Raw genomic sequence first — 26,561 nt, 5'->3', positions numbered from 1 at the left:
GGGAGTAGGGGTGACTTTCGGGTCACCCTTTTTTTTATTTTTACTGCGTGAAAGTAGAAATCCAAGTACCAACGGGCCAGTCTGAGTTTTTTAAGCGCAAACTCTTGGGATGGCTGGATGCCCGTTTTCCATTTTTTTTGTATTCCCCGACAACCCACTTCGGCTATCCAAATGGTGAATTCCAAGGGCGGATTTTAGCTGGTAGCAAGTCAATATCCTGGGGACAGATCGGGATTGTGCCGTTCGAGAACGACCTGGTGGCGTTGGTGGGATATGACTTCAAAAACAAGATCGAAGCGTTGAAGAGTGAAAATCCTACCATGGTCGACTGTCCGGATTATGTTTTTTGGGAGGCTGAATTGTCGATTTCATGGGAGGATGGCATTTTGGTTTTTTCGCATCTAGACGCCAGCATGCTGGCAACGGATTTCGAGCGGTTTTCGGAAGTTTTGCCGGATAAAAACCCCCGCGTTGAGGTTCTTGGACTTGAGTCCAAGGAAACCTATTCGGAGAAAGTCAAAGCAATCCAACAGCATATTGTGGAGGGAGATATTTATGAGCTGAATTTTTGCCAAGCGTTTCTTTTTCAACAATATTCCTGGAATCCAATTTTGGGATTTCTCGATCTGATGCGGACCTCTTTGATGCCTTTTTCGGCTTTTTACAAGGCCAATAACTTGTACCTGCTTGCTGCCAGTCCGGAGCGTTTTCTCAAAAAGACAGGCAGAAAACTGATTGCGCAGCCCATCAAAGGCACCATTCGACGTGGCAAAAACGAGGCGGAAGACGAGATGCTGAGACTTCGGCTTCTAGATTCCGAAAAGGAAAGAGCGGAAAACCTCATGATTGTGGATCTGATGCGGAATGACCTTTCCAAGGTTTCTGAAATCGGTACAGTCGATGTGGATGAACTGTTTGGGGTCTATGCATTTCCCAAAGTTCACCAGATGATTTCAACGGTTAGTTCAACTCTCAGGGAAAAAGTTTCACTAAAGGAGATTTTCCATGCCGCTTTCCCAATGGGTAGCATGACGGGGGCGCCCAAAATCAAGTGCATGGAACTGATCGAGCGCTATGAGAATTTCACGCGAGGATGGTTTTCCGGGACATTGGGTGTCGTGCAGCCGAACGGGGACTTTGATTTTAACGTGATCATCCGCAGTATTGTATTCGACAAGTCGCTCGGTAAGGGCTACTTTGCCGTCGGTTCGGCGATTACTTATGATGCAGATCCTGCATATGAGTATGAGGAATGTCTTCTCAAGGCCTCGGCTATATTGGAAGTTTTGACTCGACAACGATGATTGACCAATCCACGATACGAAAGATCATCCATGTGGACATGGACGCGTTTTTCGCTTCGGTGGAGCAGTTGGACAATCCTGACCTGCGTGGAAAACCCGTTGCGGTCGGAGGTAATCGCGAAAGGGGAGTGGTGGCCGCCGCGTCGTATGAAGCCAGGAAATTCGGCGTGCGCTCCGCGATGTCTGGAAAGATTGCGGCTTTGAGATGTCCCGGGTTGATTTTTGTGCGGCCGCGGTTTGAGCGTTACAAGGAGATTTCGGGCCAGATCCGACAAATTTTTTTGGATTACACGGACCTTGTCGAGCCGCTTTCCTTGGACGAGGCATTTTTGGATGTGACGGAAAACAAGGTCAATAACCCATCAGCGACCCGAATCGCCTTGGAAATCAGAAAACGCATCAAGGATGAGTTGGGATTGAATGCTTCTGCTGGTATTTCCTACAATAAATTCCTTGCAAAAACCGCCTCGGATATCAATAAGCCCAACGGTCAGGCCGTGATTTTGCCAAAGGATGCGGAGGCATTTCTGGAAAAATTGCCGATTGAGCGTTTTTACGGGATCGGAAAGGTGACAGCGGAGAAAATGAAGGAGTTGGGTATCCACAATGGATTTGACCTGAAGCAATATTCCGTACAGTACTTGACCAAGAAATTCGGAAAATCGGGGCTCCATTTTTACAATATCGTCCGCGGAATCCACCTGAGTGAGGTCAAACCCAACCGCATCCGAAAATCCTTAAGTGCCGAGAGCACTTTTTCCAAAGACATCAGCGAAGATGAGCAAATCGCGGATGCCTTGGAGCGGATTTGGGAAGAGGTTGTCCGTAGGATGGAACGATCCGGCGTCAAAGGCAGAACCGTGACACTCAAGATCAAGTACCATGATTTCACGATACATACGCGCAGCAAAACAATCGAGAAGTTTCTGGAACCTGCGAGAATCAAAGAAATAATCTGGGAACTGTGGCATCAGGAGCCACTCGTGGCGGATGTGCGCCTTTTGGGGATCGGCATATCCAATCTCAACCTAGAGGAAGAGGATTACTTTCCTGGAAAGCAGCTTTGGATCAACTTCGATGGGGAATATGCTGAAGATCAGTCCTGATTGTCTTGAATCGATGTCGGAAATTCGTTGCCCGCCACCGCTCCAAAACCGATTTTACAGTGAATCCATGACCAAGGAGGTCACATAGGCAGTGTAAAGCACGAGGAAGATTACACCTTCCCACCTTTCCAATTTTCTTTCTTTTCCAGTGAAAATAAATACAAAGAGGAGTAGTCCTGCAATGATATTCATCCAGATGTCCCTAAAGTTTTCCGGTTGGATCGTGATTGGTAGGATTGTCGATGATACTCCAAGAATGAAGAAGATATTGAAAATATTGGAGCCCACGACATTGCCGATGGCGATATCGACTTTTTTCTTGCGGACTGCTGCGATAGAAGTTGCCAATTCCGGCAAGGAAGTGCCGATTGAGACGATCGTCAAGCCAATGACTCGTTCAGGGATTCCAAGTGTCGATGCAATCGACACGGCATTATCCACAATCAACTTTCCGCCAAGCACCAATCCTGTCAGACCCACAATGATCCAAAGCAAGGATTGTGCACTGGAATACTTCGGGATTTCGATAGACTCGGGCTTTTGGCCCGGGCTTTTTGAGACAATGATATTATAGGCCAAAAACACGGCGAAAAACAGCAACATGACGATGCCTTCACTCCTCGTAATCAAATCATCCGGCATTTTGTCCAAAAGTTGATCGCTTGCCACGATTAGCACCAATAAAGCCGCCAAAAATGCCAATGGTATCTCTATCCAAGTTGTGTTTGACTTTACTGCAAGCGGATATATCACTGAAGAGACGCCGAGAATCGCGAGGACGTTGAAAATATTGCTACCCAAAACGTTGCCCATGACCATCTCCGGGGAGTTGTTGACTGCCGCGAAGACGTTTACAACCAACTCTGGTGCCGAGGTGCCAAATGCAACCACAGTCAAGCCTATGACAATATTTGGAATCCCAAAATTGGCGGCTAAGGCCGATGCCGCTTCGACCAACTTATCCGCACCAAAGATCAAAATGACGAAGCCAACGAGCAGCAATACAATGGAAAGTATCATATCAGCGGTTTTTTGGGAAAGGTAAATACAATTGTTTTATTGATTGGCAATCTTAGCACCAATTTTTTTGAAGTATGGGATAGGAATTTATTACGTTTGTAAGTCGTTATTAACCCAAATCTTTGGCTCCCATTCCATTGGCTTCAATTAGAAAGATATTCGCCAATTTCCTGGCGCTCAGTATTCTCCTGCTTAGCTTGGGACTTGGTGATTTTTCGGATCTGAAGCATCAGGAATCCCATAAGGAGTCGCGCTGGACCGAGTCAATTGGCTTTCCTGGCGGTGCGGATATTGCCCAGCCGAGCTATAAGGTTTTTCAAAGCCAGATTGAAAGCTTTAAATTTCCCGTTGACCAATTTTGTTTTCTCGGCTTTCCCTATGCGGCACTTTTTACCGAACCGAATTCCCTGACGGTAAGTTGGTGGAAGCAGCGAATCGTGTTTTTTGATATTTCGCGAGTTCTCTATCCTTTCCACTTTTTTTGGTGATCAAATGATTTTTGGAATACACCCATTTGGACTTTCCCGTAGCGAAAAGTCCTGATTTACTATTTATCACCTAAAAACTCAACAAAAATGTTAGATATAGATCCTATCACCCTGGTTATTTCCTTGGTGTTGTTTGCCGCGTTTTGCGCACCATTTGTATACCATATACGCAAACAGCGAAAAACGACAAGGCAGCAACATGCCCGCTTTGCGCTGCTTGCCAAAGACGCACATATTTCGCCGGATACGGTGGATTTCTGGCGTAACAAATATGCCCTCGGCCTCGATGAAAGGCAGAGACAGTTGCTTTATGTAAAGTTTGGGGAGGAGGAAACCGTTCATCTAATGGATTTGGGATATCCTTTTGAGCTGAAAAGCTACAAGGTTACGGACAGTAATTTGGCTGAAAAAGGTCCTGTGCCGGATAAGTTTATGGATCGGATGGGTTTCCAGATCAGCTTAAGGGCGCCGATTCCAAAGAACTACACCTTGGAATTCTATAACTCAGCGCTCTTTTCTGACCAAATGGGCGAGATTGTCCTCATGAGAAAGTGGGAGGAAATCCTCCGAGGGGTAGCCAAAAACAAAAACTTGGTCAAATCCTGATTTTATAAAAGCCATCCGCCCGTCGTGAGATGGGCGGGTGGTTGAGTTTTGAATTTCGAGAAAACCTAGAGTTTATCAATTTGATTCTTCCAATTTTTTTGCCCCTTCCTTTTTCGCTCCCAATGTCAACAGCACCACCGTAATCAGTATAAAAAGCGTACCGAGCCAATCCAAGCCGCCAAAAGGTACATTAAGCCAAATGACCGCAACCGCCGCAGCGGCCAAAGGTTCCACAGAGCACAGCAAGCTGGCCGTCTGCGCGCCAATGACCGGCACTGCCGTCAGGAATGAGTAGAACGCGATCAGTGTCCCAAAAAGAATGATGTACAAAAACGCGGACCAAGTGCCGATGTCCCATATGCCAATGACTTCCCAAGGTTGGGTCCATACCGAAAGTACCAATCCACCGATCAGCATCGCCCAACCGGTGACTGTCGCCGCAGAGTATTTTCTCAACAAAACCACCGGATAAATGGTGTAAAATGCCAAGGCGACCGCCGACAGAAATCCCCAAAGCAGGGCTTTTTCGGATATCACGAGGCTGCTGAAGCTCCCGTGGGTTACCAACAGAAAAGTCCCACCGATTGCCAGAAACAGGCTGGCGTACTCGAGCATGATGGGCCAGCGTCGATTTTTGATCGCGTAGAATGCCACGACAAACATCGGCCCGGTGTATTGCAGGACGGTCGCCGTGGCGGCGTTGGATAGGTTGATGCTGTAGAAATAGGTGTACTGCACGGTTACCATGCCCAAGACTGCAAAGACCAACAACTGCAAGATGTCTTTCGGCTTTTTCCAGATAGCGGCAGCGTCTGAGTTTTTTTGCAGAAAAGCGATCCCGACCAAAAGCCCTCCGGCCAGCATCAGCCTCCAACTCACCAGCCAAGCGGGATTGAGTTGCTTTTGCTCAAAAAGGTATTGGGCGCAAGTGCCGGATATCCCCCAAAAAATGGCCGAAGAAATGGCCATGATAAATCCTGAAACGGTTTTGGAACTGGTCAATCTCGGCATGTAGAGGCGGCGCTAGGTTTGAGTGAGCAATGTAGCCAATCGCGTGGATTTCAAGCAAGTGAAATAATGCGGCGAAAATCATTTGCATTTTCGCCGCTGTCCGTTCAATCCAAAATCACTTTTTCCCTTCTCGGATAGCGCACGTCATACCTGAATTCGAGCGTTTTTTGGCCTTGGGCTGGGAGCTCCATCTTCCAAGTCAGGAATCCTTTTTCATCATCCTTGCTGGCACCGCTTAGTTCGGTTGCGCTTACCGTGATATCGCTGACGACGGACACCGGGATTTGATCTGTGATGGTGAGTTTGACGGGCAGACTCTTGGAGTTTCTGACTTGGATTTGATAGGCACGGGATTCGTTCACATTGGAGCCGACATTGCGCTTGGTACTGAATTGGGCGACCTTTTCACGCTTGATGTTGATGCCTTGGTCCCTTCCAAGCGAAATGCTCAAGGTATCTTGGAATGCCACCGGGTCAAGTATCGTCTTCCCGATAAATGTCTCCTCGAAATACAGATTTGCCTCACCCGGCAGCAGGTTGAGTTGCTCCCAATCCGTCACCTGCGCGATCAAGAAGGCCGAGGGATCCAATTTCGGTACGGCAAAATACTCATAGCTAGCCGGTAATTCCATGGTCTTCAGGTCCACGAGTAGCTTTTCACCGTTGGTCAGGAGGGTGTAAGGCTTCTCGACTTCAATCTCCACCGTGGTTTGGTTTTCCCGGATCACGGTTTCCAGCGGTTCATAGGCGTCTTCGGTTTTCCGCGTTTTTGGTGTAGAGATACTGACCCCTGGCGCTCGCCCCTGCAGCCTGTCGGATGAATAACCCATAACTACAACCTCTGAAAGGTTTCTAACGTCGTCTTCCATCCTGATATTCATCTGGTTACTTTCGACCGCCATGTCTACTGGCATGAGTCCAACGAAGCTATAAACCAATCGATTGGCTCCATTAGGCAAAGTGATCGAGTATCGCCCATTGATATCTGTACTTGTTCCAATCGTCGTTCCTTTCACTAAGACTGTTACACCGGGCAAGGGCTCTCCATTGCTGTCCGTGACAATTCCACTCACCACACCATCTACCTTATTGAGTGCCCCTGAGCTTACGATCGTGTTTCTAGCGTAGGTGAGGTTCCATTTTTGGAGTTCGGGGAGGCTGCTGTTCTTGTTGGGTTGGGCGTTGGAAAGTTTGATCTTGACGTTTTTCCAATCGTTGCCCGTGTTTTGCCAGATTTCGGCCTTGTATTGGATTTGGATGGGCTTTTGGATATTGATCGCACGGATGTCGTATTTGGGAAACCAACCCGCGCCCGATACCAAATAGGAAACGGCGAAATTAGCCGTTCCTGCCCTTTGGGCGCTGACTTTGATCCAGACTTCGGATACGGGTGTGATCGGCTCGGACTGAAAATCATTGATTTGCTTTTCCAGTCTTTGGATCTTTAGGCGGGTTTCCTGCTGTTTTCTCCGGTTGTTGATTTCCTCGGATTTGATGGCTGAGATTTCTTTTTCAAAAAAATCAAGCGCCTGCTTTAGTGCGGTCATCGATAGGCCAATATTGGCGCCGCCGAGGTTTTTATTGTTTTGGAGGAGGGCCATTTTCTCCTTCAAAACATCCTGTTCAGCGACCAATTTGTCAAGATTTAGGTTTTCCTTTTCCAAGAGTGTGACGAGGCTGTCATTTTGGGATACCAGTTTTTTCTCCAAGTAATTGGATCGGTGGTTGACAGAAAGGATCGTCAGGGCCCCCGTGGATTTCACTTGCAGGCTCTTTTCGTCCATATAGGGAGATTTCCCTTTGATGATCAGCGTCGTTTCCCCGGCATCGACCTGCACCGAACCATTTTCAAAAATCTGGGCGCCATTGCTGAAAATGGTCACTTGCTGGATATTTGTCTTGAGTTCTTTTTCAGTGGCCTGAGCGTCAAAATGGTAGCCAATGGCAAGCAGGATAAGGAAAGAAAATGTCTTCGGTTTCATAGTGGGGTAGTTTTTGCAAAAGTCTAATGTAGTAGTTCATGTGAAAATTCCATATTTACTGCTGTATTTTTTTTATTTTTTCAAATCAAACCCAAACCAGCCAGCTATGAAGTCCATTCTCAGCCTTTTATCTCTCGTTTTTCTACTTATTGCCTGTCGGCAGCAGTCTTCAGAAGAAGCAAGTTCCTACGCAGTTATTTCGGAGGAAATGGAAAAATCGCTTCAAGAGAATCTACTGGCAACTTGGTATCCAAAAGCCCTTGATCTGGATTCCGGGGGCTATTTCAGCAATTTTTCGTATGATTTTCAGCGCAAGGACGATGCGCAGGAGAAGATGATTGTCACCCAATCCCGCCATTTGTGGTCCAATTCAAAGGCGGCCATTCGATATCCCGATGTCCAACATTATGCGGATGGGGCCAAGCATGGATTTGCTTTCCTCAGGGACAAGATGTGGGACAGGGAACATGGCGGATTCTATCAATTGGTAAGTCGCTCGGGTGAGCCATTGTTGGAAAAATCACCCATGAAAACAGCATACGGGAATAGTTTTGCTATCTACGGACTCGCGGCCTATTTTGAGGCGACCGGGGATTCCGCCGGACTTGCTTTGGCGATTGATGCCTTCCGTTGGCTTGAGAAGCACAGCCATGACTCTATTTACGGTGGCTATTTCCAACATTTGGACCAAAACGGTACTCCAATACCCAGGGCAGAGTATACGCCAAGCACCTCCGATTTGGGTTACAAGGATCAAAATAGCTCGATCCATTTGCTGGAGGCTTTTACGGAGTTGTACCAAGTTTGGAAAGACCCCTTGCTGAAGACCCGCTTGGAAGAAATGCTGGTCCTTATCCGGGACACTATTGTCAACGATAAGGGTTCGCTCGTTCTTTTCCTGCAGCCCAATTGGACGCCGGTTTCTTTCCAACACCTTTCGGAAGAGGAAATCCTTCGCCACCGCAATTTAGACCATGTATCCTACGGTCACGATGTCGAGACAGCCTACCTCCTGATGGAGAGTGCCCACGTGTTGGGATGGGGTGATGACGAAAAGACCCTCACCGTCTCCAAGAAAATGGTTGACCATGCACTTCGGTTTGGTTGGGATGGCGAAATGGGTGGATTCTACGACGAAGGCTACTATTTCGCTGGCGAGACTGAGCCAAGGGTAATCAAGGAAAGCAAAAACTGGTGGGCGCAAGCTGAGGGGATGAATACGCTGTTGATGATGGCAGAGTATTACCCTGAGGATACGATGGGCTATTTTGGGAAATTTGAGAAACTCTGGCGGTACAATCAGGACTATCTTATTGACAAAGAGCACGGGGATTGGTTTGCCGGCGGGCTTGACAAACAGCCTGATCTCAAGACGGCAAATAAGGGTCATATCTGGAAAGCCAATTACCACCAATTCAGGTCCATGCAAGGCTGCATAGACAGGCTGAATCAGTGGAATGCTGGGAAATCGCACTAGGTCAGTTTATTGAATTGATCCTCACTTTTTTTGAAAATCAATCTGAATAAAAAAAGCAGCCGTCAATGGCTGCTTTTTTGTTTTGCTTAATCTATTATTGGAACAAGCGGGGAGCAAATTGGGTCAGGTACACCCGCCAATTTCTCCAAGTGTGTCCGCCTTCGGATTCCACGTATTCGTACTTCATGCCCATTTTATCGAGCATGTCTCGGTATTCGACATTGGCCTTGTACAGGAAATCGGTCTTTCCGATGGCGATCCAATACAGTTTGTAGCCGTTTTTCATTTGGGTTTTGAGCGTGCCTTCAATGTCGTTGTAGACTTTGCCGGTGGCGTCTTCCCGTGGCATTATGGCAGCTGAATACAAACCGATGTAATCAAAAGTATTTGGATAGAATCTCGAGATATGCATCGTGTGATAGCCTCCCATCGACAGGCCTGCAATCGCACGATTGGATTTATCGGCATGTACGCGATAGTTGCTTTCGACAAATTTCACAATATCCATGAAGGTAGATTCGTAGGTTCCGTCCATCGTTTTGGGAACCATGAATTGGGGCTTATAGAATCCCATGCTACCTTCTCCTGGGGCGGCGTCCTGTATGACGTTGCCGTTGGGCATAACCACAATCATTGGCTTGGCTTTGCCTTGGTGAATGAGGTTGTCCAAAATTTGCGCCGTTCTGCCGAGTGCAATCCAAGCTTCCTCGTCGCCACCTGCGCCGTGTAGCAGGTACAAGACTGGGTATTTCTGATTGGAAGATTCATAACCTGGAGGTGTATAGATGGTGATTCTGCGATCCATGCCAAGTCCTGGAGAATCGTACCAGCGCCGAGCGACAGTTCCGTGAGGGATATCGTTGGTCTTGAACAAATCCGCATGCCCGCCGCCAATGATGAAAATATTTGTGACTGAGGCGACATCACGAATCAAGAATGGGTTGCTTGGGTCCGTGGATGGCATGCCATCCACGATAAAGGAATAGTTGTAAAGCTCAGGTCCGAGTGGGTTGGTTTTGAATTCCCAAACGCCATTTTCAACTTTTTTCAGATTGGTTTTTCCAGGACCGTCCATTTGACCCATGGGTGTTTCGATTTTTTCCGTTGGAAGAAAATCGCCTGTAATCTGCACAGCCGTCGCATTGGGTGCAAACAGTCGGAAGGTAACCGAATTGTCCGAGTGTATTTCTGGCGACACAATCTGTTGGGCTCGGAAAAGTGCTTCCTGCGCATTGGCCGAAAAGCCAAACAAGCATAGAATAAGTAATAGTAGGGTAGTTTTTCTCATGATGTTTTTCTATTGTCTCATTTTGTGAAAATAGAAACTTGGATTGGGAATTCCAATTTAAATTTTGCGGAGCTCCTACTTGAACCCGGTGCAATCCCTCGGATCGGTTCGTGTCAATTTTTGTTTCAGGTTTTAAAATCCAAAAAAGTGGGCAGTTAAGGCAAAAAAAATATGATTAAAAAATACTTTTAGTTTGATCTTTTTTACTCAATATCAATGCTTTAAATTGGGACTTTCAAATGTTGATCACCCAATCCCCAACGTTGAAAAATAGGATAGTAAAAACCGGTGCCGATATCAGGCTACTGGTACACATTGTCAAATTCTATTCAACCTAGAATTTTTATTTTATGGAACCGATCAGATGTGGACAGTATCGCCACTTGGCTGCCAAATACCGCAAGGTAGCGCCTCCAGATTTTGAAGTCATTCGACAGCAATTCGACGCCAACACAGATTATTCCAACGCGAGGTTGCAGTTTGTCACCACAGGTTTGGAGCCCTTTTCGGGACAATTGACTGATCGACATATTGCCCATCTGCTTAAGCGGACACTTTTTGGAATGAAGATGGAGGACATTCGCCGGCATAGAGGAAGATCAATAGATGCGATTCTCAATGAGATATTGGTTGTGAACCAAAACATTGGTACTCCTATCAACAACTATAATGATGCAGGTGAGGGTGTAATCGATCCGGTTGTTCCCTTGGGAGCAAGTTTTGTCGAAGCTCCTTTCCACCAAGATATCGAAGGAGAGCGGATCATTTCCATGAAGACGTGGTTGCTTGGCAGGATATTGTCTTCCACTCCTACAATACAGGAAAAAATGCTGCTCTTTTGGTGGAATTTTTTGCCGATCAAGCTTTGGGATGTTTTCGTGGCAAAGTCGGGCTATCGGTATATCAAAATGCTCTATCGTAACTCATTGGGAAATTTCAAGACCCTGATCAAGGAATTGACCATGGACCCTGCGATGCTGGTATTTCTGAGTGGGGCTTTCAACAACAAAGACACGCCGGACGAAAACTATGCAAGGGAAATCCAAGAACTCTTTTGTATTGGAAAAGGTCCCGGGGCTGGATATCAGGAGTCGGACGTGCAGGCGACTGCAAGGGTATTGACTGGTTGGACTGTGGATTGGAATTCGATTCATAGGGCTGGTGAGCCGGTTTCCTATTTCAATCCGGAAATGCACCACACAGGCAACAAGCAGTTTTCGGCATTTTACGGAAACAGGCTGATCACCGGAAAAACCGGTGCCGCTGGTGCAGGCGAACTTGACGAGCTGCTCGATATGATCTTTGGTACGGAGGAATGTGCCAAGCACATTTCTAGGAAACTTTATGCCTTTTTCGTTGCGACGGAGATTTCCGAAAATGCGGAAGCCAATGTAATTGCCCCAATGGCAAACCTGATTAGGCAAAATAACTACAACATCCTACCGGCACTCAGGGCCTTGCTGAGTTCGGCGCATTTTTTCCATCCTGAAGTAATGGGAGCGATGATCAAAACACCGATTGACCATACGATTGGACTGTGGAGGACTTTTGAGATGCCAAGGGCGGCCTCAGCATCCGCTGAGCGAAGCTTTTATTCCAGCATGCTGTGGCAGATGAGCGGAATCGGCCTGGAAATCGGAGATCCACCCAATGTGGCAGGTTGGACGCCCTATTACCAAGTGCCGATGTATGACAAACTTTGGATCAATACGGATTCTATCACTAAGCGCGCGCTCAGCTCGGATTCGATGGTTTATTGGGGTTTTTGGATCGGCAATGGCGTGGAGATTCCCGCAGACCTGATCGAGTATGTCAAAACGTTTGACACGCCCGAAGATCCGAATGCACTTGTACGGCAGGTGGCCTTGCTTAACATGGGCATCGAACTGACGGATACCCAGGTCGATTTTATCAAGAAGATTCTCCTCAATGGCCAAGATCAAGACTACTATTGGACCGGGGCATGGCTGACTTTTATGGCCGAGCCGGGCAACCAAGAGAAAAAAAACATTGTCGTCAATAGGTTGAAACCCGCTTTTCAGGTCATGCTGCAACTGGCCGAGGCACAACTGATGTAATCCCATGAAAAGAAGATCATTTATCAAACATGCAGCGCACAGTCTGGCGATACCGGGCTTTTTGAGTGCCTTCAGCGGGAAATCTTTTGGCAAAACACTGAATTCATTCCTGCATTTGGCCAATGAAACCGACCGGGCTTTGGTCTTGATTTATCTCGAAGGTGGGAACGACGGCTTGAATACAGTTATTCCTTTATCCAATTACAGTGGCCTTACCAATGTACGCCCGCATGTGGTTATGCCGGAAAACAGGCTCTTGAGCTTGGACGGCATGGATTTCGCATTTCACCCTTCCTTGAGTGGATTCAGGTCACTTTTTGAGGAAAACCGTCTCCAAGTAATCCAATCCGTGGGCTATCCCGAGCAGAATTTTTCACATTTCCGCTCAACCGACATTTGGATGAGTGCCTCGGATGCAGATGAAAACATCCCAACCGGCTGGACGGGCAGGTATTTGGAGGCGGCGCATCCAGCGTATCCGGAGGCATACCCCAACGCAGATTTTCCTGATCCTTTGGCAGTTGAAATTGGTTACGGTGCCTCGATGCTTTTCCAGGGCGAAAGAGCCGGCTGCAGCATGGTGATCAACAATACCAATGCTTTTTATCAATTGGTCAACAATACAGTCGACGAAGTTCCTGATACGATGGCGGGAGATCGGCTGAAACATATCCGCCTCATTGCGCAGCAATCCCAGAAGTATGGTGCTTCGATCAGAAAGGCTGCAGATAAAATTGGCCAGCAAAAACCCTATCCGGACACGAGACTTGGCAACCAACTCAAAATCGTTTCCCGTTTGATATCCGGCGGGCTAAGGACGCCATTGTACCTGGTGAGAATGGGTGGATTTGATACCCATGACAACCAAGTGGATGGGGGAGATAAGACAAAAGGAGAACATGCCGACTTGCTCAAAAACCTGAATGACGCAGTGATGTCATTTATGGCGGACTTGGAGTTTCAAGGTGTAGCGGATCGTGTGATGGGGATGACTTTTTCGGAGTTTGGCAGAAGAATTGTCTCCAACGCGAGTATGGGCACCGACCATGGTGCGGCAGCACCACTGTTTATTTTTGGAAATATGTCCTATGGAGGTTCCCAAGGGAAAACCCCCAATATCAAAGGGACTGAAGTGTACAGGGACAACTTAGAAATGGAAGTCGATTTTCGCCAAGTCTACGGCTCGCTCCTGAGTCAGTGGCTAAAGGCGGACCAAAGTGCTTCGATGGCGGCAACTTTGCGGGAATTTGACCAAATTCCCGTCGTGAAAAATGCCGTAGTGACCTCCATCCAAGATCGGGAAGCCAGTTCGATCAAATTCTATCCAAATCCCGTACGGGATTTTGCAACACTGAAAGTAGACGCCGAAGGTTGGCTGAAGGTGGATTTGATCGATGGAATGGGGAGATTGGCAATGACCCTGTTTGAAGGTCAAGTTGCTTCCAGCCCAGCGATGGTCAATTTGGATTTCAGCCGGATTCCGACCGGAAGGTATGTGTTGAGGATTGGAAGTGGAAACAGGGTTTGGACGCACCATGTGATCAAGCTCTGACAATAATTTCGATTGATTTTAAGAGAGTTACCTGTTTCGGCTAGTTGTAATTTATCCCGGATTGAAATAAAACAAAAAAACTCCCGTGGATTTCTTCACGGGAGTTTTTCTTTGAGGCTGCATATGCCTCAACTTTGAAGATGTTTGTCCAGCGTTTCGCGGATTGGTCCGGAGGGACGGTCGGCTGAGGGATCGATGATTTTTCCCTCTTTATCCAAAAGTAAAAATCTTGGGATACCATTGACCATGAAATGTTGGGCCAATTCTGACTGCCAGGCATTTTCCGCAAACCACTGTAATCCGTCCATTTTCTTTTCTTTAACCATTTTTTCCCAAGGCTCGCGGCTGTCGTCGATCGACACGGTCAGGAAGGCTACATCCTTATCCTTGTAGTCAGCTTTGAGTTTGTCCCAGTGGGGATGCTCCGCGATGCAGGGTCCGCACCAGGTAGCCCAGATATCGATATAGACCAGTTTTCCCTTGAGGTCGCTGATTTTGACAGGCTGGCCTTTGATATCGGTAAAGGAGAAATCAGGTATAGGTTTGCCGGGGCTGATTGGTTCCCATTTGGCGACGAGCCTGTCGAGTTTGCCTAGGTATTTTTCAGACTTGGTTGAGGCTTTGAATTTTTGGATATCCTTTTCTGCGTGCACAGGTCCACGGTATTCGAGGTTCATCTTGATCGCTTGGAACCTGAGGAAATCCTTTACGTCCTGGTTTTTCACCAAAGTATCTACCACATTCCAATTGACGTCCTCATACTTGAGCGTGCTGTCGATTTTCAAGACTTCCGTCGTGGCTTCTCCGATTCTTAGGTCCAACATATTTAGGAAGGGTTGTACCCTAAGTAACTTTGGATCATCCAATGTGAGGTTACGGATGGCTTTTTTGGTTTCCTCCACCGGGAAATCGACTGAGTCCGCATGGATCTTATTGATATACCCGTGGTACATCGGATACATGGCGTCCATAAAAAGGCTCTGGTACTTGAAATAGGCGTTTTCCATTTCCAAAAATGCCTGGTCGGCTTGGGGATTGGCGGAAAGTTCCTCAAAGGGCCTTTTTACCAAGGCCAACATGCTGTCTTTTTTGGCGAAATACACATCCTTGGGATGCTTCATCAGCTCCATCCAATTGTCCAATCCGGATTCATTGCTGGTTATGATTTTTTTTCTCAAATAGGAATTTTCCAGCGCTTTGGATCCTTCCGCCTTGAATGTTTTTCCAAATTCCTTCGCATCGCCGGTCAGAAAAATGCTATCGCCCGGACTCAAGTAAAGCGTGAATCGCAGGTCACCGCTCTGAACCATGAAGGATTCGGTTTCTTTGTGTTCGAAATTCAAGACAAAATTGCCGTCCGCATCCAATGAATCGGTGGCCAAGTCATCGTCCAAGGAGACCTTGATGGTGGCTGCTCCCGGATTGGAAATTTTTCCGGCGATGGTGATACTGTAATCCGGTTCTTGCGGCGGGCTGGAACATGCCCATGCCATCAGCGTGGAGAGGGCTAGGATTTTTTGGATCGTTTTCATAAAAAGGGAGTTTTGTTGAAAGGTGGCAAATGGAAAATGTGTGCGTCTAATTTAGTTGATAATACCTAAATACGCAAGATAAACAACTTAAGATTTGACGGAATTAAGAAAAATTAAGATTTCCCTAATATCTTCTACTCAAAAAGTCACGAAAAATTGGAAAAATGAAATCACATTCTTAAGCCAACTCCCGCAAATCCACAGGAACCACCCGTGACACCCCAGCCTCGATCATCGTAATGCCATAGATGATGTCGGTACTCGCCATGGTGCGCTTGTTGTGCGTGACGATGATGAATTGGGATTCAGACGAAAAAGTCTTGATGATGTTGTTGAACTTGTCGATGTTGGCATCATCGAGCGGGGCATCGACTTCGTCGAAGATACAGAACGGAGCGGGCTTTAGCAGATAAATAGCGAATAGGAGGGAAGTCGCAGTCAGTGTTTTTTCACCACCTGACAATTGATTGATAGTCAGCGGACGCTTTCCCTTCGGCTTGGCCATGATTTCGATCGGGCTTTCCAGGGGATTTTCCGGTTCGACGAGTTTCAGGTCACAGTCGTCCTCTGCGGTAAACAGCGATCTGAATACCTTGACGAAGTTTTCCTTGATCTTGCCGAATGCATCCAAAAACGTTTCTTTCGCCACTTCGTCGATCTCTTGGATCGTTTGGACAAGCGAGTTTTTGGCTTTAATCAGGTCCTCTTTTTGGGTATTGATAAAGGTGTACCGCTCCTTAATTTCGTCGTAGGCTTCCATCGCCATGGGGTTGATCGGGCCGATTTTTTCAAGTCGTTCCCTGCATTTGCCCACGATATCCCGGATTTCAGCCTCGGACAATTCAATATAATTTGCATCCAAAGCTGGGTTTTCTTCCATCAGCGCATCCAAGTCAATCTCAAACTCCACGCTAAGTCGCTCCTTCAGGCTTGCCAATTTGAGCTTGACCTCGTTCATGGAGTTCTCCATTTCGTGGATCAGCGCATCCAAGGATTCCTTGGACTTTTGCAGTTCACGGATTTGCTTATCGGCTAGGTCTATTTCGCCACGGGTGGCATAGTAGTCTTTTTCGGCTTCGTTAACGCCTTTTTCAATGGTTTCTTTTTCCGCATACAATTCGATCAATTCGTCGTCCTTGATTTCATTGTTTTCCAAAAGGTTTTTGATCTCCGCGTCAATGTGGCCGAGCTCTGATTGGGATTTTTCGATGCGCTCCTTGCTGCTTTCGAAAGCTGATTGTTTGAATTCGATCTCCTGCGAAAGGCTATTGACCCGGTTCAGTTGTTGGTGGTACAGGATGTTCTCCTGGTTGAAGGCGGCGGATTTTTGGCTAAGGCTGTCTGTTTCTGTTTGCAGCAGGTGATTGATTTCCTCCAAATCAAATTCCAGCGTTTCGAAGGCTGCTTTTGCATCTTCCAAGTCAGGCAAAATCGTGGCAAGGCTGATCTGCAGGGATTCGATCCGGTCCAGAATATCTTCCCGTTTGTTGGCATTGGAAGAGAGCAGTTCCGCCAATTGTTCCTTTTTGGTGCGGATGGAGATGTAGTCTTGGTTGACTTCGTTTATTGACTGCTGAAGGGATTCGATTTGGGATTTGTAGCTTACCTCTTTGAGTTTGAGTAGGTCACTGACTTTCTCATCCAATTTCGATCTTGTGCCCGACACTTTCTTCCCGAGTTCCTTGATTTCCTTTTCGAGTTTTTCCAGGTTTTTGGCACGCCCGATTCTTTTCCCTTCAAAAAGTCCGACAGATCCGCCGGAAATGCTGAATTTCCTTTTTGTGAATTTGCCGCTTTCGGAAATAAACGTCGCGCCATCTGCCTGCGGAAAATCGCCATATTCACCCTTCACGATGTAGACATTGTCAAGGATGAACCCGATCAATTTGCCATATTTTTCGTCGTATTCGATGATTTCGGTGGCGGGGATTGCATTGGCAAACAACTTGGTCTGTCCAGGATGAAATGCTTGAAAATGCTCCAAAACAAAGAAGTTTGCCTTTCCTTTTGCCGCATCGCTGAGGAGGTTCACAGCCGCGATCGCCTGTGCCTCCGTGTCGACCACATAGTAATTCATGTAGTTTTCGAGGAAATTCTCGATCGTCACGCGGTATTTTTCCTCGGTCGTCAGGATATCGGAAAGCAGGGGAATGTCCTTGGCCCAAGTGGAGTTTTTCTTCAAAAACTTGATCGCTTCCGGGAAACCCTCCAGATTCTCCACCAAGGATTTGGTAAGGTTGAATTCGTTTTGCTTGGCATCGAGTTTTCTGGAAGTCTGCGTGACTTCTTCCCGGATCATCTCAATGATGCGGTTGGTCTCCTCGATTTTCTGGTTTTGGTCTTCCTGTTTGGTTTTGAGCGAATCCAAGGCGGCCATTTTTTCGTCCAAATCGGACTTCAATACGGTGATTCTTTCCTCAAATTCAGCCAAGTTGGAAACCTGATGGCTATCGTCGGAGGTGGTTTTTTCCAGTTCCTGCTTGAGCGTCGACAACTGGATTTGCTTGATTTCCTGATCTTTTGAAAGATGGAAAACCCGGTCCTTCTTGGCACCATGAAGCCTTGCCAATTCCCGCTGTTTTTCTTGGGTTAGGGACTGGGTTTGCTTTTGCGTCTCAAAGGATTGCCTTAATTCTCCCAGAATGGTTTCTTTTTCCGCGAGTATTTTTCTGGCGGTTTCTAATTCGTGTTCAAGCGAACGGATGCTGAACCCTGCCCTGTCGTTTGATTTCCTGTCGATGTCGATCTGTTCGCGAAGCTTTTGTGAACGATCCTCGAGGAAGCGCAGGCGCTCATTTTTGATTTTTTTGTCGCTCTCAAACTGCCGGATTTTGTTGACGTGCTCGTTGAGTGTCTTTTGGCGGGAGGCGAGGAGTTTTTCCTTTTGGATCAAATCGGACTTGCTTGATTCAAGATAGGATTCCTTTTCCGCGATTTTGGTATTGATTTGAAGTTTACGATCCTGCTCGGCACTAATCCTCTTGTTTAGTTCGAGGAGTGAATCGGCGTGTTTCTGAACTGATTTTTTTGCCAAATTGATGCTTGCCTCTTTGTATTCTTGTTTGATTTCAAAATACTTGGCAGTTTGCTTGGCCTGTTTTTCGAGGCTTTTCAGATTTTTTTCAATCTCAAAAAGGAGGTCTTCCACACGTTCCAAGTCCGCATCTGTATCCTCGAGTTTTCGAAGGGTTTCCTTTTTCCTTGTCTTGAATTTTGAAATTCCCGCTGCCTCTTCGAAGAGTTCCCTCCGAGAGTTGTTTTTGTCGTTGAGCAGTTCATCGATCATTTTCAGCTCGATGATGGCGTAGCTGTTGGAGTTGATGCCCGTGTCCATGAAGAGATTGGTGATGTCTTTCAGGCGACAGGGCACGCCGTTGAGCAGGTACTCACTTTCTCCGGTTCGGTAGTAGCGTCGGGTGATCGTGACCTGCGTGTATTCGGTGGGAAGGAGGTTTTTGGTGTTTTCGAAGGTCAGCGAAACCTCCGCGAGGTTGGTGGGCTTGCGGTTTTTGGTGCCGTTGAAGATGACGTTTTCCATCTTGTCGGAGCGGAGCATGCGGGATTTTTGCTCCCCGAGTACCCAACGGATTGCATCGACCACATTGGATTTTCCACATCCGTTTGGACCGACCACACCCGTAATCCCTTTGTCAAAATGAATGACCATACGGTCACCGAAACTCTTGAAACCTTTTATCTCCAGCTTGCTTAGCAGCATCCCAAATATCCTTGAATTGTATCCCGACAAAATTACTTGAATTCGGAAATTAACCAAGGCCGATAAGTCGGCAGGGCTCAGTGCTCAGACAGCAGAGATCAGTCACCAGTTTGTAGAGATCAGTTTCCGGTTTGCAAAGACCATTTATCATTCCAAATTCTGACTACATCCTTCCTCCCTACGGATTGCATCTCCTCAAATTCTTTTTATATTGGTTCGAAATTTAACCATTCGAAAAGTGGACGCAGGGAATCTGGTTTATTTGGCAGCCGTCATCATTTATTTTATCTACACGGCAATCAAAAAGAACAAAAATGGCGAAGAATTGGAGGAGCCTGGTCAGCCTACCATGTCTGAACCAAAGAAAAAGCCTGTTTCTTTCGAAGAGCTGTTGAAGGAAATCCGCCAAGGGCAGGAACAAAGGGAGCGTGAAATCAACCAGCCTACACCTTCTCGTACACCGGAGCAAATGCGGGGTGAAAAGGGAGGTCGTCCCCTTGAGCAGCCAAAACAAAAAGCCCCAAAGCCTGCTAAAAAAACCAACAAATACCAGACTTATGAAGGTGTGGTAGAAGAGCGCACAGCACCCGAAAGGGTCAAATTGGCGGACCAAGAGCGTCTTTCATCACATATTTCGGGCATCAAGTCGACAATATTACAAGAAAAGGAACAAGTGGAAGTTCATGAGAACCGCTACAAACAACTGCTCTTGAACCCCAAGACAGCAAAGGATGCGATCATCCTAAGCGAGGTCTTGGCGAGGAAGCATTTTTAAGAGGGTCTAAGTAAGCATGATATTTTTTTAATTGCCATATGAGTGTCCAACAGGGATTGGACTAAAAATCTCCTTTTAACTCTACGCTCTTTTTTTCGAAAATCACGCAACCGTTCAAACAAAACGGGCTTTTGGGCGTTTCAAAATCATCCAAATCAACTCCTTAATCTGCATTTGAACAAATGAAGACGATCACCGCAACTAAATCAGGGCAACTTAGCCCAGAGAGAAGAGAATTTATCAGAAAATCAGGTGCGCTTGCCGCCATGTCCCTTTTTGGAGTAGCATTTTTTACAGGTTGTAGTTCCGACGATGACACACAGCCTAATCCAAATCCTCCGGTTGGAGGCTCTGGAATCACGGTTTCCGGGAATACCATCACTGTCAACTTGGACCTTGCGACCGCATTAGCCAATACTGGTGGTTGGGCATTGGTAGTGGAAGCCCAAACGCTGATCGTCAACACAGGTTCCAACAATTTCAGCGCGCTTACATCGGTATGTACCCACACTGGCTGCGATCGGAACTGGACTTTTGCCAGCAATGTATTTACCTGTACCTGCCATGGATCAAGATTCGATACTTCCGGGGCAGTATTGACAGGGCCGGCGATTCAGCCATTGAGAAGCTATGCCACTAGCCTCAACGGCAAAACGCTCACCGTTACCAAAAGCTGATGAGGTCCCGACTCTCGGTAATCATTTGGATATTCCTTATTGGATGGAGTTCCGCACTTCGGGCCCAATCTTTTAAGACAGAATCCGGAAATGTGACTTTTTTGTCAAAAGCGCCGATGAATGAATTCACAGGGAAATCCTCCAAGCTAAATGGCTTGATTGATTTGGACAAAAACCTGTTGGATTTTTATGTCGACTTGAACACCCTGAAAACAGGTATCGGACTGCGCGACAGCCATATGCGCGACAATTACCTCGAGACAAAGAAGTATCCGTTTGCGGAGTTTACGGGTAAATTGGAGTCCATTCCCATAATGGCGGTGGGTGAGTCGCGGCCTGTAGTCGCCAAGGGGGTTTTTAAGATCCATGGCGTGCAAAAGGAAATTTCCGTCAAAGGAACCATCAAGATGTTGTCTGCGAATGAGCTACTTTTGGATGCGTCCTTCCCGATTTTGTTGGGCGATTTCAAAATCGAAATCCCTTCCGTTGTTTTCTATGAATTGGCCGAGGAACAGCTCGTGACCATTCAGGCCAACTTGAAAAAATAATCCCATCATCCTATGAAAAGATATTTTGCAGTCGCTGTGACTTTGCTCATCAGCTTTCCCACTTTTTCCCAGCTTGAGCGCAAACTCGCCAACGCCAATCAAGAGGTAGAGTTGACCTTCCACGCGCCGAGGCACATCAATTTGCTGACAGTAGAGCCCTTGGAAAAGCGTGGATTGCATTTTGCAATCATGCATACCTTCGGTACAGTGGACGGTGGTGCGCAGAATCTTTGGGGATTGGACAATGGCGCAAACATCCAGTTGAGTTTTGAATATGGTTTTTCGCAGAGATTCTCACTCGGAATTGCCAGGCAAAGCCGAGACAAAGTATACAACCTGTACGGGCGCTACCATTTACTCAAGCAGACCGAGAACAACAACATGCCGCTATCGCTATCGGTAATGGGCGGTGCAGGTGTCAATACTTCCAATTATGACTTCCTACAAAACGAAGCGCCCAACTTTTCGGAAAGAACTTCATACGCCTTGCAATTGATGTTGGCAAGGAAATTTTCAGACAAATTCAGTCTACAGGTCAGTCCGATGTTGGCTTATTTTGTGGATCCCCGACAGATTTATTTCATCGAAGGAGATCAGAACCTTTATCTTGCCTTGGGATTTAGCGGCAAATACAAGGTCTCTAAACGTGCATCTGTCACGGCACAGTGGATCCCCAATCTCAACTCAGATCTCCGTAACAATCTTGGCGTCGGAATCGATTTGGAAGCTGGTGGCCATGTTTTCCAGATGTATTTTGTCACATCCCAATTCCTGAATGAGCAATACCTCCTTGCGGGTGGAAATGGTGTGCCGGGAGAGGAATTCCGCTTGGGCTTCAATGTCAACAGGATTTTTGCAACGGGAAGAAAAAGGGCCGCCAGGGAATAGAATTTGGTGACATTTTGTGTCATTGGTTTGGCGGGAGTGGAAGTGATGCCGTATATTTTGCCTTTTCCAAAAAGCCATGGCAAAGTCAAACACGATCGAACAACAAAAGATACTTCGGGTTTTCAAACTCATCAACCTTCTGAGGGGAAACATCGGCAAGCCTGTACACCGGTTGGCAGAGTCCTTGGAGACCGATCCAAGAACAATCTACCGCTATTTCAAATTGTTGGAGGCGCTGGGGTTTGAGATCGAGAAAAAATATTCCAAATTCCGGATCGTGGATCGGGTCGAGAATCCGATCGATTTGTCTTTTGGCACTTTCAACGATGAGGAAATCCAGTTTCTGAACGAGTTGATTGCAAAACAAGGAAGCAAAAACCTGCTGAAGGACTCCATTCTCCAAAAGATCAATATCCGCTCTGATTTTCGCCAAAGTGTCAATCAGCTATTCAATGCCAACCTAGGCGTATTCGTGGACCTGATTGCCCGGGCGATCAAGGACGAAAACCAAGTGATCTTGAAGGATTATTACTCCGTCAGTTCGGATTCTGTCTCAGATCGCTTGGTCGAGCCGGTGGCTTTCAATAAGAACTTTGATTCGATTTATGCCTTGGAGGTGGAGACCAAGGAAATGAAGATGTTCAAAGTCGAGCGAATCGGGGAATTGATGCTTACGGCCAAGCCTTTTCGATTCAAGGAGTTCCACAAGCCATTGCAGCAGGGACTTTTCGGGTTTTCGGGACAAAGCCAGTTTTATGTACTGCTCAAAATGAGTAAAAAAGCCTACCAGTACATGGTGGAGGAATTTCCGGATGCGAAGCCTTTTACCTACACCAAAAACCGAAACCAATACTTTTTTGAAGGAAAAATCCCCCAATTGCCCGGCTTGGCAAGGTTTATCCTTGGCCTTCCCGGTGAAATCAAAGTCCTGGAAGGCGAAGAGCTAAAGGAATATCTGCAAGAGCAGGTACAGAAGGTGAGGTTTTGATGCTTAGCCAAAGTCGAATTTGAAACTCATTTGTGAATTCATCTTTAGACGGGAAACGGATTGATTCCGGTATGATGATGCAAAATTAACAGTCTAACGTTGTCACCTGTTGGTGAAGTTTGTATTAATGCCTAATTATTTCTAGATAATGCAAGTAAGTTAAATCTTTAGTAACTTGTTTTTTATAGAGTATTTAATCCTTTCTTCGACGAGCCAATGGTCTTTTTTTTGAAATTAATATGAGAGAAATTAAGATTGAACACTTAGCATATCATCTAAAACAAGCAAGGGCTAAGAATAAGCCCCAACCGATTTTCTTTTTGGGGGCTGGTGCCTCTAAGTCTGGGCAGATTCCCTTGGCGGATGAAATAGCTAGGAAAATCTTGAAGGAATATCCGGGCCACCCGTTCATCGAGGAATTACCAGCCTCCGAACGTTCATATGCGAAACTAATGGGTTGCCTGCTTCCTAACGAGAGGGATGAGTTACTTAAAGAATACATAGATAGAGCTAAGATTAATGTAACACATATTTACTTGGCCCAGCTGATCAAAGAGGGGTACGTAGATTATGTTCTAACTGTGAATTTTGATAATTTGATGTTAAGGGCATTAGCGCTCTACAATATTTTTCCGTCTACATACGATATGGCTATCCTGAATGACCTAACAACGTCAACCTTTAAGGAAAAATCGGTAGTTTATTTACACGGGCAACATCACGGACTATGGTTGCTAAATACTCCGGAGGAAATGGAAAGGGTCAAAATGACAGTTCCGAAAATTTTTGACTCTATAAAAAATCGGAGACCCTGGATCTTTTTAGGATATAGTGGAGAGGATCCGATTTTTGAGCATATTAGAAATTTAGGGCGATTTGATAACGGTCTTTATTGGGTGATATACAAGGATAATCTACCAGATAAGAACGTCTTGGAATTCATTTCAGATGTTAATTCGAACGGCTTTCTTATAAGAGGGTATGATTCTGATTCCTTCATGTTAAAATTAAATAGAGAGCTCGGGTTGGAGCAACCTACGATAGTTGATAAGCCGTTTACCGCTATGCAAAATTTACTAGAGGAAATTGTTGATATCGATGAAGAGGAGCACTTTAAAGGTGTAAAGGAACGGTTGGACATTTCAAAACGGCAGGTAGAAGATGCGATACTGCAATATGAGTTAGGCGAAACAGAAACCTCTAGAAGTTCTAATGAAAACAAGATTGATCTTTTAAAAAGAGAAATTATCGACTTGATAATCTCAGAAAAATTCGATGACACAGAGATTAGTGAAATTGAAAAGAAAGTAATCATCAGCAAGGATTCTGAGGCGTCGAAGTTATTGGGTGATTTGTATTTTCACTGGGGAGTCTTTTTAGGAAAACTTGCGCAAAGCAAATCGGGGATAGATTCTGAGAATTTGTTTTTTAAGTCACTTAAGAAATACGAAAAATGTATTGATATAAATCCTGAAAGATTCGAAGCTTTGAATAATTGGGGAGGAGTTTTAGTGAACTTGGCAAGGATGAGTGATGTAAACGAAACCGAAAAATTTTACAAAGAATCGTTCAGCAAATTTCAGCTTGCAACTGAAATAAAGCCTGAATTTGCGGAAGCATTCTATAATTGGGGGATTTCATTACGTAGCTTAGCGAGAATGAAAACTGGAGAAGAGTCCGAAGACCTATTCAGTCAATCGTTAATTAAACTTTTGATTGCTTTGGAATTGAAGCCAAATGATCCACAGTACCTTTCGAATTTGGGAGTTTCATTCTTAAATTTTGCGTATACCAAAGATGGACAGGTGGCAGAAGAATTGTTTCAGAAATCCATCGAAACATTTGGTAAGGCATTAAAATTTGGCGCAAATGATTACAGTTTTTATTACAGCTACGCAAATTGCCTACAGGGTTATGCTAAAATGAAAAGTGGTGAGGATTCGTATGAATTGAATTGCCAGTCTGTTGAATTGTACCAAAAAGCATTAGAAAAAAAACCTGATGATTATGAGGCGTATCTTAATTGGGGCTACGTTTTAGCTGAAATGGCACATCGGAAAGAAGGATCGGAACAGGATCAACTATTCAAAGAGTCTTTTGAGAAATTCAATTTGGCAATTCAGATCAATCCGAACTTTCAACCTGCATATTATAACCTAGGTTTTTATATGGGGATGTTTGCGAAGTCGAAGGATGGGATAGATTCAGAAAATTTGCTTAGGCAATCTTTCACTTATTTCCAAAGAGCAATAGAACTCGATTGCGATGACGAAAAAACATACTTCTCTTGGGGAAATAACCTTGCTGCGTTGGCGGAAGTAAAAAATGGAGAGGAAGCTGAACGCTTATTTTTGGAGGCATTTAAGAAATATGAAGAGGCATTAAGAATTAACCCGAAATATCCTCAAGTCTACTATAATTGGGGAAATTTTTTGGGAGCGCTTGCCAAGAAGAAAGACCTCAGCGAAAAAGACGATTTGTATTTGAGATGTTTTAGAAAGTTTGAAGAAGCGGTAGACATTAAGGCGGACTATTTTGAGGCATATAACAATTGGGGAGTTTGTTTATTTGACTTCGCACTTCAAAAGGAGGGAGAGAAACAAGTACATTTGTACCAACAGGCGATTGAAAAATTTCTCAAAGTCTTTGAATTAACTGGGAGGTGTTATAGTCTAGCTTCAATGTTCGCAAAAACAGGAAACATCAAAGAAGTTTTTCATTATTTGGAAGTAGGCTTGAAAAACAATGAAGTTTCGGTCAACGAGGTAATTAAAGATGAAGATTGGATATCATACAATGGAAACCCTGATTTTCAGGCAATAATTGCAAAATTTTTACCCTCATAAATTGTCTAACCCTACCCGAATTGGTGAAAATTGAACATAAGATTTATTAATTTGATCAAACTACAGCCCGACAAAGTTGTACAAAACAATATCGAAAACTATTTCGACCTATTCAGTGAGTTTTACAATACGATGAAGAATTTGATATGATGTTCGGATTGAAAGATGATTTGATTTTCAAGTTCCGCGAGGTATTCGCCAAATACCCCGAAATCGATCAGGTGTTGATCTATGGTTCGAGGGCGATGGGGAATTACCGCGAGGGGAGTGACATCGATCTCGTTTTGGTAGGAAGCCGGGTGAATGATACGACACGCACCCGTGTTTGGATAGATTTGGATGATCTTGATTCACCTTACTTGATTGATTTGGCCGTTTTTCACCAAATCGAATCCGAGGACTTGCGTTCGCATATCAATCGGGTTGGGAAGGAATTTTACGCAAAGGAGGTTGCTACTATAAAGTGACATCATTTATCCTGTTTTCCAAAATGGAAATCGATTAAAAAAGAGCCTTCTGCTTTCGGAGAAGAAAAATCAGGTCGTAATCGGGTAGCGTCCCGATAAGTGTGTAATTGGCGGGAAAAGTTATTCTGGAATTTTTCGGCCCCTTGAAAGGCCTGGAAAAATTACGGAAATAACTTTTTCGGGATACCTTCACACACTTAAAGCTATGAA

Annotated in this window: 20 protein-coding genes; 14 read left to right on the top strand and 6 right to left on the bottom strand. The window is 45.6% G+C overall.

Annotated features, from left to right (window positions below; translation table 11 throughout):
* Positions 1-47: 47 nt before the first annotated feature.
* Both L0U89_RS18065 and dinB read left to right on the top strand, forming a co-directional pair.
* Positions 48-1,304 (top strand): anthranilate synthase component I family protein, encoded by a 1,257-nt coding sequence (locus L0U89_RS18065; RefSeq protein ID WP_234862802.1) that lies wholly within the window; start codon positions 48-50, stop codon positions 1,302-1,304.
* Complete coding sequence (gene dinB / locus L0U89_RS18060) at positions 1,301-2,410, top strand: DNA polymerase IV (protein WP_234862801.1); 1,110 nt, start codon at positions 1,301-1,303, stop codon at positions 2,408-2,410. Before L0U89_RS18065 ends, dinB begins: the two co-directional genes overlap by 4 nt.
* Positions 2,411-2,464: 54 nt before the next feature.
* Here the strand turns inward: dinB and L0U89_RS18055 are convergent, their stop codons facing one another.
* On the bottom strand, positions 2,465-3,430 hold the full coding sequence (locus L0U89_RS18055) for a calcium/sodium antiporter (protein WP_234862800.1): 966 nt from the start codon (positions 3,428-3,430) through the stop codon (positions 2,465-2,467).
* A gap of 122 nt (positions 3,431-3,552) precedes the next feature.
* Here L0U89_RS18055 and L0U89_RS18050 point away from each other — a divergent pair, with 122 nt between their 5' ends.
* Both L0U89_RS18050 and L0U89_RS18045 read left to right on the top strand, forming a co-directional pair.
* On the top strand, positions 3,553-3,918 hold the full coding sequence (locus L0U89_RS18050) for a hypothetical protein (RefSeq protein WP_234862799.1): 366 nt from the start codon (positions 3,553-3,555) through the stop codon (positions 3,916-3,918).
* Positions 3,919-4,005: 87 nt separating this feature from the next.
* Positions 4,006-4,524, top strand: coding sequence for a hypothetical protein (locus L0U89_RS18045; RefSeq protein WP_234862798.1), 519 nt, complete (start codon positions 4,006-4,008; stop codon positions 4,522-4,524).
* Between the two features lie 75 nt (positions 4,525-4,599).
* Here the strand turns inward: L0U89_RS18045 and L0U89_RS18040 are convergent, their stop codons facing one another.
* Together L0U89_RS18040 and L0U89_RS18035 are read right to left on the bottom strand one after the other, a co-directional pair.
* Positions 4,600-5,535 (bottom strand): DMT family transporter, encoded by a 936-nt coding sequence (locus L0U89_RS18040; RefSeq protein ID WP_234862797.1) that lies wholly within the window; start codon positions 5,533-5,535, stop codon positions 4,600-4,602.
* 104 nt (positions 5,536-5,639) lie between these two features.
* Positions 5,640-7,517, bottom strand: a complete 1,878-nt coding sequence (locus L0U89_RS18035) for a DUF4139 domain-containing protein (protein WP_234862796.1) — start codon at positions 7,515-7,517, stop codon at positions 5,640-5,642.
* 106 nt (positions 7,518-7,623) lie between these two features.
* On the opposite strand from L0U89_RS18035, the gene L0U89_RS18030 reads away from it, so the two are divergent.
* Complete coding sequence (locus L0U89_RS18030; RefSeq protein WP_234862795.1) at positions 7,624-8,994, top strand: AGE family epimerase/isomerase; 1,371 nt, start codon at positions 7,624-7,626, stop codon at positions 8,992-8,994.
* 94 nt (positions 8,995-9,088) lie between these two features.
* On the opposite strand, the gene L0U89_RS18025 is transcribed toward L0U89_RS18030, so the two are convergent.
* Complete coding sequence (locus L0U89_RS18025) at positions 9,089-10,282, bottom strand: esterase (RefSeq protein ID WP_234862794.1); 1,194 nt, start codon at positions 10,280-10,282, stop codon at positions 9,089-9,091.
* Between the two features lie 350 nt (positions 10,283-10,632).
* Between L0U89_RS18025 and L0U89_RS18020 the strand changes: the two genes are divergently transcribed.
* Together L0U89_RS18020 and L0U89_RS18015 are read left to right on the top strand one after the other, a co-directional pair.
* The gene (locus L0U89_RS18020) at positions 10,633-12,360 is read left to right on the top strand and encodes a DUF1800 domain-containing protein (RefSeq protein ID WP_234862793.1); all 1,728 of its coding nucleotides are present in this window, start codon (positions 10,633-10,635) and stop codon (positions 12,358-12,360) included.
* 4 nt (positions 12,361-12,364) lie between these two features.
* A complete protein-coding gene (locus L0U89_RS18015) occupies positions 12,365-13,912 on the top strand; it encodes a DUF1501 domain-containing protein (RefSeq protein ID WP_234862792.1) in 1,548 nt (515 codons plus the stop codon).
* Between the two features lie 128 nt (positions 13,913-14,040).
* Here the strand turns inward: L0U89_RS18015 and L0U89_RS18010 are convergent, their stop codons facing one another.
* Both L0U89_RS18010 and smc read right to left on the bottom strand, forming a co-directional pair.
* Positions 14,041-15,444, bottom strand: a complete 1,404-nt coding sequence (locus tag L0U89_RS18010; protein ID WP_234862791.1) for a TlpA family protein disulfide reductase — start codon at positions 15,442-15,444, stop codon at positions 14,041-14,043.
* 178 nt (positions 15,445-15,622) lie between these two features.
* Positions 15,623-19,162 carry a chromosome segregation protein SMC gene (smc, locus tag L0U89_RS18005; protein ID WP_234862790.1) on the bottom strand — a complete coding sequence of 1,180 codons (3,540 nt, stop codon included), beginning with the start codon at positions 19,160-19,162 and terminating at the stop codon, positions 15,623-15,625.
* A gap of 211 nt (positions 19,163-19,373) precedes the next feature.
* Between smc and L0U89_RS18000 the strand changes: the two genes are divergently transcribed.
* The 7 genes from L0U89_RS18000 to L0U89_RS17970 all read left to right on the top strand — a co-directional run bounded on the left by L0U89_RS18000 (position 19,374) and on the right by L0U89_RS17970 (position 26,351).
* Positions 19,374-19,937: a hypothetical protein gene (locus L0U89_RS18000; protein ID WP_234862789.1), complete on the top strand. Its 564-nt coding sequence runs from the start codon at positions 19,374-19,376 to the stop codon at positions 19,935-19,937.
* Positions 19,938-20,119: 182 nt separating this feature from the next.
* On the top strand, positions 20,120-20,614 hold the full coding sequence (locus L0U89_RS17995; RefSeq protein WP_234862788.1) for a QcrA and Rieske domain-containing protein: 495 nt from the start codon (positions 20,120-20,122) through the stop codon (positions 20,612-20,614).
* Positions 20,614-21,162 carry a YceI family protein gene (locus tag L0U89_RS17990; RefSeq protein ID WP_234862787.1) on the top strand — a complete coding sequence of 183 codons (549 nt, stop codon included), beginning with the start codon at positions 20,614-20,616 and terminating at the stop codon, positions 21,160-21,162. Before L0U89_RS17995 ends, L0U89_RS17990 begins: the two co-directional genes overlap by 1 nt.
* Positions 21,163-21,174: 12 nt before the next feature.
* Positions 21,175-22,050: a DUF5777 family beta-barrel protein gene (locus L0U89_RS17985; RefSeq protein WP_234862786.1), complete on the top strand. Its 876-nt coding sequence runs from the start codon at positions 21,175-21,177 to the stop codon at positions 22,048-22,050.
* Between the two features lie 76 nt (positions 22,051-22,126).
* A complete protein-coding gene (locus tag L0U89_RS17980; RefSeq protein WP_234862785.1) occupies positions 22,127-23,038 on the top strand; it encodes a helix-turn-helix transcriptional regulator in 912 nt (303 codons plus the stop codon).
* 239 nt (positions 23,039-23,277) lie between these two features.
* A complete protein-coding gene (locus tag L0U89_RS17975) occupies positions 23,278-25,884 on the top strand; it encodes an SIR2 family protein (RefSeq protein WP_234862784.1) in 2,607 nt (868 codons plus the stop codon).
* Between the two features lie 149 nt (positions 25,885-26,033).
* Positions 26,034-26,351: a nucleotidyltransferase domain-containing protein gene (locus L0U89_RS17970; protein ID WP_234862783.1), complete on the top strand. Its 318-nt coding sequence runs from the start codon at positions 26,034-26,036 to the stop codon at positions 26,349-26,351.
* The last annotated feature ends 210 nt before the right edge of the window (positions 26,352-26,561 follow it).

This window comes from Mariniradius sediminis (genome assembly GCF_021491425.1).
GTDB classification, from domain to species: Bacteria; Bacteroidota; Bacteroidia; order Cytophagales; family Cyclobacteriaceae; genus Mariniradius; species Mariniradius saccharolyticus.
Note: the sequence above shows the minus strand (reverse complement) of the source record. Positions and strands in the feature narration are given on the sequence as shown.

Coding starts and splice junctions, on each gene's coding strand:
- dinB (WP_234862801.1), top strand. CDS start 1,301: ATGATTGACCAATCCACGATACGAAAGATCATCCATGTGGACATGGAC.
- L0U89_RS18055 (WP_234862800.1), bottom strand. CDS start 3,430: ATGATACTTTCCATTGTATTGCTGCTCGTTGGCTTCGTCATTTTGATC.
- L0U89_RS18045 (WP_234862798.1), top strand. CDS start 4,006: ATGTTAGATATAGATCCTATCACCCTGGTTATTTCCTTGGTGTTGTTT.
- L0U89_RS18040 (WP_234862797.1), bottom strand. CDS start 5,535: ATGCCGAGATTGACCAGTTCCAAAACCGTTTCAGGATTTATCATGGCC.
- L0U89_RS18035 (WP_234862796.1), bottom strand. CDS start 7,517: ATGAAACCGAAGACATTTTCTTTCCTTATCCTGCTTGCCATTGGCTAC.
- L0U89_RS18030 (WP_234862795.1), top strand. CDS start 7,624: ATGAAGTCCATTCTCAGCCTTTTATCTCTCGTTTTTCTACTTATTGCC.
- L0U89_RS18025 (WP_234862794.1), bottom strand. CDS start 10,282: ATGAGAAAAACTACCCTACTATTACTTATTCTATGCTTGTTTGGCTTT.
- L0U89_RS18020 (WP_234862793.1), top strand. CDS start 10,633: ATGGAACCGATCAGATGTGGACAGTATCGCCACTTGGCTGCCAAATAC.
- L0U89_RS18015 (WP_234862792.1), top strand. CDS start 12,365: ATGAAAAGAAGATCATTTATCAAACATGCAGCGCACAGTCTGGCGATA.
- L0U89_RS18010 (WP_234862791.1), bottom strand. CDS start 15,444: ATGAAAACGATCCAAAAAATCCTAGCCCTCTCCACGCTGATGGCATGG.
- smc (WP_234862790.1), bottom strand. CDS start 19,162: ATGCTGCTAAGCAAGCTGGAGATAAAAGGTTTCAAGAGTTTCGGTGAC.
- L0U89_RS17995 (WP_234862788.1), top strand. CDS start 20,120: ATGAAGACGATCACCGCAACTAAATCAGGGCAACTTAGCCCAGAGAGA.
- L0U89_RS17990 (WP_234862787.1), top strand. CDS start 20,614: ATGAGGTCCCGACTCTCGGTAATCATTTGGATATTCCTTATTGGATGG.
- L0U89_RS17985 (WP_234862786.1), top strand. CDS start 21,175: ATGAAAAGATATTTTGCAGTCGCTGTGACTTTGCTCATCAGCTTTCCC.
- L0U89_RS17980 (WP_234862785.1), top strand. CDS start 22,127: ATGGCAAAGTCAAACACGATCGAACAACAAAAGATACTTCGGGTTTTC.
- L0U89_RS17975 (WP_234862784.1), top strand. CDS start 23,278: ATGAGAGAAATTAAGATTGAACACTTAGCATATCATCTAAAACAAGCA.
- L0U89_RS17970 (WP_234862783.1), top strand. CDS start 26,034: ATGTTCGGATTGAAAGATGATTTGATTTTCAAGTTCCGCGAGGTATTC.